The sequence below is a fragment of the Brevundimonas sp. Root608 genome (genome assembly GCF_001427825.1).
GTDB lineage: Bacteria > Pseudomonadota > Alphaproteobacteria > Caulobacterales > Caulobacteraceae > Brevundimonas.
Genome location: NZ_LMGT01000001.1, coordinates 660,920 through 673,590 on the forward strand (window position 1 = coordinate 660,920; position 12,671 = coordinate 673,590).

Sequence of the window (12,671 nt, forward strand, 5' to 3'; positions counted from 1 at the left end):
AAGCTGGGCTGTAATAGAAATGCTTATATTCCGCCGTTATTGATATAAATGTTCCGAATCCGACACATAGAGATCAAGGCGGTGCTGAAAGCTAAGAATACATCGTTATTGGAGCGGGGTTAGCAGTTGGAGTCGATCCAGGCTGGCAGTTCGCTGATGCTGACCAGTCCTCCGTAGCGGGGGTGACCTTCGGGAGCTTCGGCGATTTCGTGGGCCCAGGTGACGGCGTACGGAATGTGTACCGCCCACGCCCCTGCGGCCAGTGCAGGCAAGACATCCGACTTCATCGAATTGCCGGCCATCACGGCTTCATCGGCCCCGGTGCCATGACGGGCGAAGACGCGGTCGTAGGTCCGACGGTCCTTTTCGGACACGATCTCGACCGCGGCGAACAGGTCGCCCAGCCCGGAGGCGGCGAGCTTGCGCTCCTGGTCCAGCAGGTCGCCCTTGGTGACCAGCACCAGGCGATACGATTCCGACAGCGCGGCCAGCGCCTCGTCGACGCCGGGCAGGGTCTCGACCGGATGGGCCAGCATTTCGCGCCCCGCGGCGAGGATTTCGCGCACCACCGACGCCGGAGCCTCGCCCCCCGTCAGTTCCATGGCCGTCTCGATCATCGACAGGGTGAAACCCTTCACGCCATAGCCGTAAAGTCGAAGGTTCCGCGTCTCGGTTTCGGCCAGCCGCGCTTCCAGCGTCGGGCGGTCGGCGTGATCGGCCAGCAGGGCGACGAACCGGTCGTGCGTCAGCCGGAAGATGGTTTCATTGTGCCAGAGCGTATCGTCGGCATCGAGGCCGACCGTGGTGATGTTCATGCCGCTCCCTAACACTGCAACCGGGCGCGGGGGAGGGGGCGGACCGCTCGGATGATGTCGCTATGGTCAACAGTTCTTGACTACGTTTGTCAGGGTTACGTTCTTGGGTTCACGGTTATCCTGACGACTCTGGGGGAACTTCACCGGCCAGCCAAAGGGGGCGGTCATGACACAAGTTCCAGCGTACCCGACAGTCGGTGATCCCGGGGGGACTCCCGCGGGCGAAGGCTCGTACTCACGCCTCGGCGAGCGCCGCGCCTACGCCGCGCCCTACGAAAGCCTGACCTTCGGCCTGGTGACCCGCGCCGGGCGTGAACTGACCGTGACCCTGGCCGCCCAGCCCGTCTTCGATCTGGACCGGTCGACGCCGGTGAGTCGACGGATTCGCCGGAGCGTCCGGCACCGCGGCGGAGAATCCGCCCTGGCGGCCCTGGGCCGGCGCACGCTGGAACCGGTCGATCTCAAACGTATCGACCTTCAGACCCTGAATCACGGCCTGGACCTGCTGCATCTGGGTCCGCAGGACACGGGCGTGCTGCCCGCCTTCTGGCGGACCGTGGCGTCCAGCCGCGGGCGGTTCGCGCTGCTCTGCAGCGAGCTTCACGGCTCTGTTCCCGGCAACCTGCTGGTCGAAGTCATGGGCGGTCTCGAACAGGCGCCGCCCGAAATGATCGACGAGTCCATCGGCCATTTCGAGACGGCGGCGCTTGGCGTGGTCCTGCACGTCGCGCCCGACCCTGGCCTGGTGCGTCGGCTGGCCGGGGTCCGCGCCCGCTGCCTGGCGATCGACTTCGCCGGCGTCGCCCACGACGGACCGCGCGAGTGGCAGTCGGCCCAGGACCTGATCGCCGCCGCGCGCCAGACCTGCAACCAGGTTCTGCTGCTGAACCTGCGGCCCGACCGCGGCCTTGCGGCCCAGGCCGCCGGCGCCACCCATGCCGTGTTCGCAGGCATGGAAGCGATCACTGTCTAACCAGTTGACGCCGCCTTCGCCCCGGGGCCTTGATCCCGGTCATGCAGGCCACGCTTCCCGCCCGACTCTACGGCTGTCCCGACGCATGGGCGCGCGAGCGATCCGCCGTGTTCGGGCGCGCCTGGCTGCTCCTGGGTCATGAGGCCGAGGCGGCCTCGCCCGGCGACTGGATCGCGTCCGACGTGGCCGGCCATCGTCTGCTGGCCCTGCGCGGCAAGGACGGCGTCCTGCGCGCCTTCCACAATGTCTGTCGCCACCGTGCCGGACCGCTTGTGACGGGGCGGCAGGGCCATTGCGAAGGCGAACTGGTGTGCGCCTATCACGGCTGGCGCTACGCCCTGGACGGGCGGTTGCGGTCCGCGGCCGGCTTTGGCGCGACGGACGGGTTCGACCCCCGCGAGTTCGGCCTGTTGGCCCTGCGGCTCGAGACCTGGCGCGGGCTGGTCTTCGCTAATCTCGACCCGGACGCCGCGGCGCTTGCGGATCTGGTCGCGCCGCTGGAGGCCCTGCTGGCCGAGCGCGGCCTCGCCATAGCCGCGCCAGCCCTTCGCCGCAGCCACGACCTGGCCTGCGACTGGAAGACCTATGCCGAGAACTATCTCGAGGGTTACCACATCGGCACTGTCCACCCCGTGCTGGCGGAGGAGCTGGGGCCGGCCGAATACCGTATCCGGGTCGAAGGCGACCTGGTCGTCCAGGAGGCTGTGGGCGTCAACGACGGACCGCAGGCGGGGGTGTGGGGCTGGCTGTGGCCGAACCTGGGGATCAACGTCTATAGGGACGGCGCCATGATCGAGCGGATGACCCCGGTTGGCCCGGGGCGGACAAGGCTGGACTATCTATTCCTGAACGACGGCGGCGAGGCGGCGCTGGGCGACGCGCTCGAGGCCTCCGATCGCCTGACGGCGGAGGACGCGGCCATCTGTGAGGCGGTGCAGGCCAATCTGTCGGCCGGGGCTTATGACCGCGGCGTCCTGAGTCCGCGCCACGAGGCCGCCGTGGCCTGGTTCCAGGCCCGTATCGCAGAGGTTCACCCATGACCGACACGCCGATCGAGGACCGGCAGAAGCTGGGCTGGGGCCTCGCAGCCCTGGTCGTGGCCGGAAACATGATTGGTTCAGGGGTCTATCTGCTCCCCGCGACCCTGGCCCCCGTCGGCTCGTCGAGCGTCGTGGGCTGGCTGGTCGCCGGCGCGGGCGCGGTCACCCTGGCGCTGGTGTTCGCCGCGCTGGGACGCTTGCAGCCGGACGCCGACGGCCTTTCGGGCTTCGCCGAGCGGGGCCTAGGGCGCTTCTTCGGCTTCCAGACGGCGCTGGCCTTCTGGACCGCCTGCCTCGTCGGCAATGTCGCCATCGCGGTCGCGGCCACCGGCTATCTGGGCTTTTTCTTCCCGGTGCTGAAGGAGCCGGTGGCGGCGACCTTCTGCAATCTGGGCCTGATCTGGCTGACGACCGGCGCCTATATCCTCGGCGCGCGAACCGCCTCGCGTTTTGCGGCCCTGGCGCTGGCCATCGGCCTGGTTCCCATCGTCATCGCGGTGGCCGCCGGGGTTACAGCCTTCAGCGGCGAGACCTTCACCGCCTCCTGGAGTCCGTCGGGAAACAGTCTGGCGGAAAGCGTTCCCGCCTCGCTGGCGGTCATCTTCTGGGCCTTCCTGGGGGTCGAAAGCGCGGCGGTGCTCTCGGCGAGGGTCCGGCATCCCGCGCGCGACGTCGGCCGGGCCTCGATCGCCGGCGTGTTGCTGGCGTCGCTCGTCTATGTCGCGGCCAGCGTGGCGGTGTTCGGCGTCATACCTGCCGGGGTGCTGGCCCAGTCCTCCAGCCCCTATGCCGATCTGACGGCGCGCGTGTTCGGGGCCTCGATCGGGGCGGCGGTGGCGGCGGCGGCCGTGGTCAAGGCGGTCGGCACCCTGAGCGGCTGGGTCATGCTGGGCGGCGAGACGGCGCGGGCGGCGGCACGGCGCGGGTATCTGCCCGCAGGATTCGGGGCGGGCGAACGCACGCCGATCGCCAACCCCCTGCTCGGTGGCGCGATCATGAGCGTGGTGGCGGTAATTTCCGGCCAGCCCACCCTCGGGGGGCAGTTCGGCATGCTGATCGGAGTGACCTCGGTGCTCAGTCTCGTCGTCTACGGTCTGTGCTCAGCCTCGCTGTTCCGGCTGGCGCGCTGGACACGGGCGCGCGGCGTGGCGGCGCTGGGCCTGCTGTTCACATCGGCGGCGGTTGTCGCGGCGGCCCCCGGCTATGTCCTTCCGACGGCCATCTTTTTCCTGGTGACGACGGGGGTGTGGTTTGCCTTCATGCGCAAGTCCTCGGCCCCCGTTGACCCCGGGGCGGCGCCTCTTTAGCAACGCCGCCGTTTGCTCGCCGGGATTCGGTGCTAGGGAGCCTGTCATGACCACCCAGCTTCTTCCCGGCGTCACCGGCGTGCTCGCGCTCGCGGACGGTACCATCCTGCAGGGCCTCGGTTGCGGCGCGACCGGATCGGCCCTCGGCGAGGTCGTCTTCAACACGGCCATGACGGGCTATCAGGAAATCCTGACCGATCCGTCCTACATGAGCCAGATCCTCGCCTTCACCTTCCCGCACGTCGGCAACACCGGGACCAACGTCGAGGATCTGGAGCAGATCGGCGGCGGGTCAGACACCTCGGCGCGGGGGGCCGTTTTCCGCGACATGCCGACCGATCCGGCCAACTGGCGGGCCGACAGTTCGTTCGACGACTGGATGAAGCGCCGGGGCGTGGTCGGCCTGGCCGGGGTCGACACCCGGGCCCTGACCGCCCTGATCCGCGACGGTGGCGCGCCCCATGCGGTGATCGCCCATGATCCGGACGGCAAGTTCGATCTTGAGGCGCTGGTGGCCGAAGCGAAGGCGTGGAACGGTCTCGTCGGCCTCGATCTCGCCAAGCCCGCCTCGACGCTGCAGGCGTTCGAATGGGACGAGGGGCTGTGGGAATGGCCCGAGGGTCATCCCCGCGTGGACGCCGTCGACAGGTCGGTGGTGGTCGTCGACTACGGGGTGAAGCGCAACATTCTGCGGGCCCTTGCCTCGACCGGCGCGAGGATCACCGTGGTGCCGGCCACGACGACGGCCGAAGAGATTCTGGCGCGCAAGCCCGATGGCGTGGTCCTGTCCAACGGGCCGGGCGATCCGGCGGCGACAGGCGTCTATGCTGTGCCCGAGATCAAGAAGCTGGTCGACAGCGGCACGCCCCTGTTCGGCATCTGCCTCGGCCATCAGATGCTGGCCCTGGCCCTGGGCGCCAAGACCATCAAGATGGATCAGGGCCACCACGGGGCCAACCACCCTGTCAAGGATCTGACCACCGGCAAGGTCGAGATCGTATCCATGAACCACGGCTTCACCGTCGATCGCGACAGCCTGCCGGACGCGGTCACCGAGACCCATGTCAGCCTGTTCGACGGCACCAACTGCGGCATCGCCATGAGGGACCGGCCCGTGTTCAGCGTCCAGCACCATCCAGAGGCCTCGCCGGGCCCGACCGACAGTCTCTATCTGTTCCAGCGGTTCGCGGATTCGATGCGCCGCTGAATCCGAAATCTGGCGCGCCGTGACCGGTTGGGTTCGCGACGGGCCGGCGACGGTCACCCGAGATCAGGGGAGAGGCGCGAAGCTCTTCTCTTCGCGCAGGGCGCTGGCCTTGCGCACCGCCACAGGGGCCGCGTGCAGCCAGTAGTCGGCGTCCTCCAACCGGTTCGAGCGCAGCCGCTCGGCGCCGCGCATGCGCCGCAGGGCCGCATTCTCCAGCAAGCGAGCGTGAAGAGCGCGGGGAGACAGGTCGGTGATGGCGGGCGAACCGGGGACGGCGACGGGGTCGGGACCCTGGGGCTCGACCGCCGGGCGGGCGATGCTCAGGAACATGGATAGTCTCTCTCATTCTCGGGCGGGCCGCGATCTTCGCCGCAACCCCGTCCAGGCCCATCCTTCTTCACGGACAGTCCCATGGTTAATCCACAGGTCTGTGGATCGTTCCGATAGGGTCAGGAAAATGCGCGCATATTCAGGCGGTTATGGTCGCGCTTTGGCCTTTCTGGTTAACAAAAGGTAAAGGGCCCCAAAGCGTTGAGTCGCGCGCTATAAGGCGCAGGTGCGCTTCGACGACCGCTTCCTTGAAGAACTGAAGGCCCGCCTTCGGCCGTCCGACATCATCGGACGGACGGTGAAACTCAAGCGTCAGGGACGCGAGTACGTCGGCCTGTCGCCCTTCACCAAGGAGAAGTCGCCGTCCTTCTTCGTCAATGACGACAAGGGCTTCTTCCACGACTTCTCGTCCGGCAAGCACGGCGACGTCATCTCCTTCCTGCAGGAGACGGAGCGGCTGAGTTTCGTCGAGGCGGTGCAGCGCCTGGCCGGGGAGGCGGGCATGGCCCTGCCGGCCGAAGACCCGCAGGCGGCAGAGCGCGAGGCGAAGAAGCAGGGGCTGACCGACTGGATGGATCTGGCCCAGAAATGGTTCGCGGCCAACCTGCGCCGTTCGCCCGGCAAGGCGGCGCGGGAGTACCTCGAGAAGCGTGGCCTGCCCGAGGATCATTGGGAGCGGTTCGGTCTCGGCTATGCGCCCAATGACCGCGAGGGGCTGAAGAACGCCCTGGTCCAGCGCGGGGCCCGTCCCGGCGATCTGGTCGAGGCGGGCATGCTGATCGCTCCGGAGGGAGGGGGTGCGCCTTATGACCGGTTCCGCGACCGGCTGATGTTCCCCATCCTCGACGCGCGGGGCCGGATCGTCAGCTTCGGCGGCCGGGCCATGAATCCGGATGACCGGGCAAAATATCTGAACGGCCCGGAGAGCCCGCTCTTCCACAAGGGCGCGACCCTGTACGGCCTGCCCGAGGCGCGACGCATCCTCGGCGCCGAGTCCAGGAGCGACCAGGCCATCGTCGTCGTTGAGGGCTATATGGACGTGATCGCCTGCCACCGCGCCGGCATCCCCGCCGTCGCGTCCATGGGCACCGCCCTGACCGAGGAGCAGATGGAGCGGCTCTGGCGGGTCTCGCATGAGCCGGTGCTGTGCTTCGACGGCGACGCCGCCGGCCGCCGGGCGGCGTATCGGGCCATCGACAGGGCCCTGCCGCAGCTGAAGTCGGGCCGCTCGTTCCGCTTCGCATTGCTGGAGGGGGGGCAGGACCCGGACGACATCCTGCGCGACAAGGGGGCCCCGGCCCTGCGTCAGGCCATGGCCGCGACCCGTCCCTTCGCCGAGGTGCTGTTCCAGAAGGAGGCCGAGGTCGAGCCGCTGGATTCGCCCGAGCGCCGGGCGGGCCTGAAAGGCCGTCTGCGTCAGGCCGCCTCCGCCATTCAGGACAAGGATCTGGCCGAACAGTATCGCCGCGAACTGTTCGACCGTTTCGACGCCCTGTTCCCGGCGCGCCGCGCGTCCACGAACCCGCCCGCCGCCGGTCCCGGCGGCCGGTGGCGTCCGGGCCCGCCGCCCAAGCTCGGTCAGACGGCCGAGGGAGCGCAGGCAATGCAGTCGCTGTCCCGGTCGATCGAGCCGGTTGCGGCGGCCCTGGCCCACGGCGCGATCGACGATCCCGAGCGGATGGACGATCATCTCGAGGCCATTGCGGCCCATGGGTTCGGCGATCGGGCCCTGGACGGCCTGGCGCAGGAGATGGTTCGGCTTCGCTTCTCGGGTCAGGACCTTGACTCAGCCGCCCTCCGACGCCATCTGGCGCAATCGGGTCACGGCGTCTTAATGCACGAGGTCGAGAAGGCGGCGGCAAAGTCCGGCGCGCCCTTCCTGGCCACAGACAAGCCCCTCGGCGAGGCGCGGATCCGATGGTCGCAGGCGTTCGACGCGCTTATTCGCGTGGCGGCGCTGGAGGATGCCCTGACTTCGGCGCGTGGCGTGCCGGGGCAGGACGAGGCGTTTCGCCGGCTGAAAGCCGAGCGGGATGCTTTGCGTCGCGCGATCAAAACCGGAGAGATTTGGGAAGACAGCGCGGGCTCGTAACCAACGACCCCGCCACACGTTGTATTGGCGGACGGCCTGATCAGCCGCTCCGCCCGGAGAAGAGACTGTATGAGCGCCCAGACCGAGACGCAGGAAACCGAAGCCCAGAGTGACGGTCCGCTGCTCGACCTCACCGACGCCGGGGTGAAGAAATTCATCAAACAGGCCAAGGCGCGGGGCTATGTGACCATGGAGGACCTGAACAAGGTCCTGCCGTCCGAAGAGGTGACCCCCGACGCGATCGAGGACACGCTGGCGATGCTGTCCGAGATGGGCGTCAACGTCGTGGAGGCCGAGGAAGACGCGGCCGAGACCACCGAGAAGGAGGGCGGCGAGGTCGTCGAGCGCGCCGAGACGAATGTCGCAGAGGCGCCGGCCAAGGCCGCCTATGATCGCACCGACGATCCTGTGCGGATGTATCTGCGCGAGATGGGCTCGGTCGAGCTTCTCAGCCGCGAAGGCGAGATCGCGATCGCGAAGCGGATCGAAGCCGGCCGCGACGCCATGATCTCGGGGCTGTGCGAGAGCGCCCTGACGTTCGAGGCCATCATGGTGTGGCGCGACGAGTTGGCCAACAACCGCATCCTGCTGCGCGAGGTGATCGATCTGGATGCCACGTACGGAGTGCTGAACCCCTCGTCCCTGCCACACAACCAGCCGCCCGCCGGCACGGTGGTCGAGCCCGCCCCCCCCGAGGAAGGCGCTGAGCCGAAGACGGAGGAGGATGAGGAGGACGAGGACTTTGATGATGGCGGCGGGATGTCGATCTCGGCGCTGGAGGCGGAGCTGCGGGACGGGGTGATGGAGGTGCTGGACGCGGTGGCGGGCGACTTCGGGGCGTTCCGCAAGCTGCAGGACAAGCTGGTGGAGAGCCGGCTGAAGGGAGAGACGCTCAGCGCCAAGGACCAGAAGGCCTATGACACGCTGACGGCCGCCATCTCGGGCCGGCTGAAGACGATGAAGCTCAACAACCACCGCATCGAGGCGCTGGTCGAGCAGCTCTACGCCATCAACAAGCGGCTGATGGGCCTCGAGGGCCGGCTGCTGCGCCTGGCCGACAGCTACGGCATCTCGCGCCCGGAATTCCTCAAGTCGTATTTCGGCGCCGAGCTGGACCCGACCTGGGCCGACCGGGTCAAGGAGATGGGCGTCCGCTGGACCAAGTTCAGCGACAACGAACAGGCCCAGATCGCCCAGATCCGCGGCGACGTCGCCGCCGTAGCGACCGAGGCCGGCCTGCCGATCGACGACTACCGCCGCATCGTCCAGACGGTGCAGAAGGGCGAGCGCGAGGCCCGTCAGGCCAAGAAGGAAATGGTCGAGGCCAACCTGCGCCTGGTCATCTCCATCGCCAAGAAATACACCAACCGCGGGCTGCAATTCCTTGATCTCATTCAGGAAGGCAACATCGGCCTGATGAAGGCGGTCGACAAGTTCGAGTACCGCCGCGGCTACAAATTCAGCACCTACGCGACCTGGTGGATCCGTCAGGCCATCACCCGCTCGATCGCCGACCAGGCCCGCACCATCCGCATCCCGGTGCACATGATCGAGACGATCAACAAGATCGTCCGCACCAGCCGCCAGATGCTGCACGAGATCGGCCGCGAACCGACCCCGGAAGAACTGGCCGAAAAACTGGCCATGCCGCTGGAGAAGGTCCGCAAGGTCCTCAAGATCGCCAAGGAGCCCATCTCCCTGGAAACCCCGATCGGCGACGAGGAGGACTCCCACCTGGGCGACTTCATCGAGGACAAGAACGCCATCCTGCCGATCGACGCGGCCATCCAGTCCAACCTGCGCGAGACCACCACCCGCGTGCTGGCGTCGCTGACGCCGCGCGAGGAGCGGGTGCTGCGCATGCGCTTCGGCATCGGCATGAACACCGACCACACCCTGGAAGAGGTCGGCCAGCAGTTCTCGGTCACCCGCGAACGCATCCGCCAGATCGAGGCCAAGGCGCTGCGCAAGCTCAAGCATCCGAGCCGGTCGCGGAAGCTGCGGAGCTTCCTGGACAGCTGATACGAACAAGGGGCGGCTCGAAAGGGCCGCCCTCTTTTCTGGCGCCGGCGAGCGGGTGATGAACCTGCTTTCGCCGGGACCTCGCGGACAGGAATCAGCTAGCGTCCGCGCCATGACCACGCTCCGCCTGCGTCCCCGGGTCTTCGCCACGGTCCTGTTGCTGGCGGTGCTCGCCGGTTGCAGCCCGATGCTGCCCGAGCGGCCCGGCCCGGCGCGCTATCCCGTACCGTCGCGCACCGAGGCGCCGCTGGTGGGGGCGTTGATCGACCAGACGGTCGACGGCGGCACGCGGGCGGCGGTGCTGCGCGAGAGCGCGGATCTGCAGCAATGCATGGCCCAGCTGACGGCCGCGCGCGTGACCTTTCGCCCTGTGCCCGACCGGTCGACGACGCAGACGTGCGGCCTGACCGCCGGCGGTGTTCTGGGCCCCGATCTGGGCACGACGGCGCGGATGTCGCCGGGAGACGTGGAGATGACCTGCCGGACGGCCCTGGCCCTGAGCGTCTGGCGGCGGCAGTCGCTGGAGCCGGCGGCGCGGGAAATCCTGGGATCGGACGTGGTCCAGATCGATCACATGGGCGCCTACGCCTGCCGCAATGTGAACAACGGCGGGGTCAGCGGCCGCATCAGCGCCCATGCCCAGGCGGCGGCGCTGGATTTCGCCGGGGTGCGGCTGCGTGACGGGCGGGGGATCAGCGTGGCGGCCGACTGGGCGGGAGAGGGGCCGGAGGCGCGCTTCCTGCGCCGGATCCGCGACGACGCCTGCCGCATCTTCGGCACCACCCTGAGCCCCGACTACAACGCCGTCCACGCCGACCACCTGCATCTGGAGGCGACGGATACGCGATTCTGCCGGTAGGGCGGGGAGTGGCGGGCGGAGGCGGGCGCGTCAGCGCGCGCAGGTTCATCACCAAGGGCACAAAGGACTCACAAAGGACACGACGGGGCCGGTGCGGACTTCGTGTTCTTCGTGATCCCTTGGTGTCCTTTGTGAAGAACCTCGGCAGGGCGCCGCCAAGGCGCGGTCGGCTGGAATGACGCTTCGCGTCGGCAGGCTTTGGCCGGGTGGGAATTCGACGACGTAAAGAGCGCGACTTCGAAGACGTTCGGCGCGATTTGGAAGATCGCGGATACGCCTGCGTCCGTTTTTGACGCAGGGGCGTGGTCAGCTGCGCCGCATGGACCATTTCCGTCTGAGAAAATATCGCGGCCCCGAGGTGTGGGCGCGGGTGCGCAAGGCCTATGAGGCCGGCGAGAGCGGGCCGTCGGTGGCGTTGCGGTTCGACATCGGCCTGGCCAATCTGAGGAAGAAATGCCGGCTGGAGGGCTGGTCGCGGCGGCATCAGGCCGAGCGGTCCGACCGCGACCTGCCGCCGCCCGCCGCCGGCCCCGTCTCCGGCGCGGACCCGGGCGCGGACACGGGCGCGGTCGATCCGCTCCCCGCCCCCGTCATCCGCCGCCGCGCCCTCGACCGCGCCGCCGCCCTTCTGGCCGACGGCCGGGCGGCCGAGGCCCTGGTCCAGCTCAAGGCGGCGGAGGCCCTGACCCGGCTGGGCGCGGCCGAGGCCTGGGCGACGCCGGAGCCGACGGAAGAGGATTTCGAGGCGGTGCGCTGCAAGATCGGCGTCGTCGTCGAGGCCCGCGCCGTCGAACTGGCCCATCAGATGCTGGCCGAGGGCGTCCGCCCCGGCGTCCGCTGGGGCGGCTTCGCCCTGCGCTGGCGGGCCCAGACCTATGGCACGGAGGCGGCGGAGGCGGACCGGCGGGCCGCGGAGGCGGAGGGCTGGGCGGCGCGGTACTGGGACGAGAGCGGGGCGCTGAAGGAGCGGGGGGAGGGGGAGATGTGAGGGGGAGGGGGCCTTGTCATCCCGGACGCCGCGCAGCGGCGATCCGGGACGGCATGGGCCCGCCGGCCCGGGCCTCCCGGGAAATCGCGGCGCGATTGTCCGGGGGACAGGCGACCGCCGCGCCTGGCCTGCCCGTCTCCCGGACAGCGGCTGCGCCGCTTGCGGGTGGAGGGATTCGGGGAGGGCGAGCGTCCCGGATCGCCGCTGTTGCGGCGTCCGGGAGAAGGGCGGTCAGCCTTCCAGCACCACCTCGAAGCCGGCGAAGATCATGCGCTTGCCGTCGAAGGGGGGCGCGTCGCCGCCCATCATGCGGTCGTCCTGCATCAGCGCCTCCCACGCCTTGTCGCGGGTCGCGCGGTCGGGCCAGGTGATCAGCCGACGGCGACGGTCTCGCCGTCCTGACGGGCCACGGCGCGCTTGAAGTCGGTGACCTTGCCGTCGGGGACGTCCTCGCCCCAGGTCTCGGTGACGCCGAGGGCGCCGGCCTCCCGGAAGAGGGGCGTCATCCTGCGGGAATGCGCCAGATACGCCGCCTTGTCGGCGGTGCGCACGGGGATGACGGTGATGTCGAGGAAGGGCATGGCGGACGCTCCGCTTGAAGGGGGGCGAGGGGCGAGAGACGAGGGGGCAGGGAACACCCGAAGGGGGGCGGCAGGCAACAGGCGACGGCCGTCTCCGGCGTCCTCGTCCCTCGTCCTTCACCGCTCGCCGGCGGCGGAGGCGTGATCAGGCGAGGATGTCGAGCAGGGCGCCGTACATCTCGTCGGCGGTCTTCAGCACGGCGACATTGGCCTTGAAGGCGACGCCGGCGGTCATCCGTTCGACGGTCTCGCCCGCGAGATCGTCCAGCGGGGCGCGGGCGGTGCGGACGGCGCTGGCCTCGAAACGGGCGGCGGCGTCGGCGAGGCCGGCGGCGGCGATGGCGGTGGCCTGCATGGGACGGACTCCGGGGGCGACGGCCGACCCTGGGCCCGGCGGCCTTACCCGATCGCTGACGGGGATGGTGAACGGGGGCGGCTTGACCGTGGGGCGGCGCGG

Annotated in this window: 12 protein-coding genes; 8 read left to right on the plus strand and 4 right to left on the minus strand. The window is 69.1% G+C overall.

Annotation, left to right across the window (positions count from 1 at the left end; translation table 11 throughout):
- Window positions 1-119: 119 nt before the first annotated feature.
- Entirely contained in the window at window positions 120-815 is a 696-nt protein-coding gene (locus tag ASD59_RS03020) for an HAD family hydrolase (RefSeq protein ID WP_055828096.1), read from the minus strand.
- Window positions 816-981: 166 nt separating this feature from the next.
- Here ASD59_RS03020 and ASD59_RS03025 point away from each other — a divergent pair, with 166 nt between their 5' ends.
- Genes ASD59_RS03025 through carA form a run of 4 tightly spaced genes read left to right on the plus strand, consistent with a single transcriptional unit; the run spans window position 982 to window position 5,342 of the window.
- Complete coding sequence (locus tag ASD59_RS03025) at window positions 982-1,788, plus strand: hypothetical protein (protein WP_156376906.1); 807 nt, start codon at window positions 982-984, stop codon at window positions 1,786-1,788.
- 41 nt (window positions 1,789-1,829) lie between these two features.
- Window positions 1,830-2,828, plus strand: a complete 999-nt coding sequence (locus ASD59_RS03030) for an aromatic ring-hydroxylating oxygenase subunit alpha (RefSeq protein ID WP_055828101.1) — start codon at window positions 1,830-1,832, stop codon at window positions 2,826-2,828.
- Window positions 2,825-4,135: an amino acid permease gene (locus tag ASD59_RS03035; RefSeq protein ID WP_055828104.1), complete on the plus strand. Its 1,311-nt coding sequence runs from the start codon at window positions 2,825-2,827 to the stop codon at window positions 4,133-4,135. The genes ASD59_RS03030 and ASD59_RS03035 overlap by 4 nt, the downstream gene beginning before the upstream one ends.
- A 46-nt stretch (window positions 4,136-4,181) precedes the next feature.
- Window positions 4,182-5,342 (plus strand): glutamine-hydrolyzing carbamoyl-phosphate synthase small subunit, encoded by a 1,161-nt coding sequence (gene carA / locus ASD59_RS03040; protein ID WP_055828106.1) that lies wholly within the window; start codon window positions 4,182-4,184, stop codon window positions 5,340-5,342.
- A 63-nt stretch (window positions 5,343-5,405) separates the two neighbouring features.
- Here the strand turns inward: carA and ASD59_RS03045 are convergent, their stop codons facing one another.
- Complete coding sequence (locus tag ASD59_RS03045; protein WP_055828109.1) at window positions 5,406-5,672, minus strand: hypothetical protein; 267 nt, start codon at window positions 5,670-5,672, stop codon at window positions 5,406-5,408.
- Window positions 5,673-5,898: 226 nt separating this feature from the next.
- Between ASD59_RS03045 and dnaG the strand changes: the two genes are divergently transcribed.
- The 4 genes from dnaG to ASD59_RS03065 all read left to right on the plus strand — a co-directional run bounded on the left by dnaG (window position 5,899) and on the right by ASD59_RS03065 (window position 11,633).
- On the plus strand, window positions 5,899-7,764 hold the full coding sequence (dnaG, locus tag ASD59_RS03050) for a DNA primase (RefSeq protein WP_055828112.1): 1,866 nt from the start codon (window positions 5,899-5,901) through the stop codon (window positions 7,762-7,764).
- Window positions 7,765-7,833: 69 nt separating this feature from the next.
- Entirely contained in the window at window positions 7,834-9,786 is a 1,953-nt protein-coding gene (gene rpoD, locus ASD59_RS03055; protein ID WP_055828114.1) for an RNA polymerase sigma factor RpoD, read from the plus strand.
- A gap of 112 nt (window positions 9,787-9,898) precedes the next feature.
- On the plus strand, window positions 9,899-10,645 hold the full coding sequence (locus ASD59_RS03060) for an extensin-like domain-containing protein (protein WP_055828117.1): 747 nt from the start codon (window positions 9,899-9,901) through the stop codon (window positions 10,643-10,645).
- Between the two features lie 319 nt (window positions 10,646-10,964).
- Window positions 10,965-11,633 (plus strand): hypothetical protein, encoded by a 669-nt coding sequence (locus ASD59_RS03065; protein WP_055828120.1) that lies wholly within the window; start codon window positions 10,965-10,967, stop codon window positions 11,631-11,633.
- A 371-nt stretch (window positions 11,634-12,004) separates the two neighbouring features.
- Here the strand turns inward: ASD59_RS03065 and ASD59_RS14505 are convergent, their stop codons facing one another.
- Together ASD59_RS14505 and ASD59_RS03075 are read right to left on the minus strand one after the other, a co-directional pair.
- Window positions 12,005-12,214 (minus strand): DUF1428 family protein, encoded by a 210-nt coding sequence (locus ASD59_RS14505; protein WP_255356197.1) that lies wholly within the window; start codon window positions 12,212-12,214, stop codon window positions 12,005-12,007.
- Window positions 12,215-12,359: 145 nt separating this feature from the next.
- Window positions 12,360-12,569 (minus strand): hypothetical protein, encoded by a 210-nt coding sequence (locus ASD59_RS03075; RefSeq protein ID WP_055828123.1) that lies wholly within the window; start codon window positions 12,567-12,569, stop codon window positions 12,360-12,362.
- Window positions 12,570-12,671: the final 102 nt, after the last annotated feature.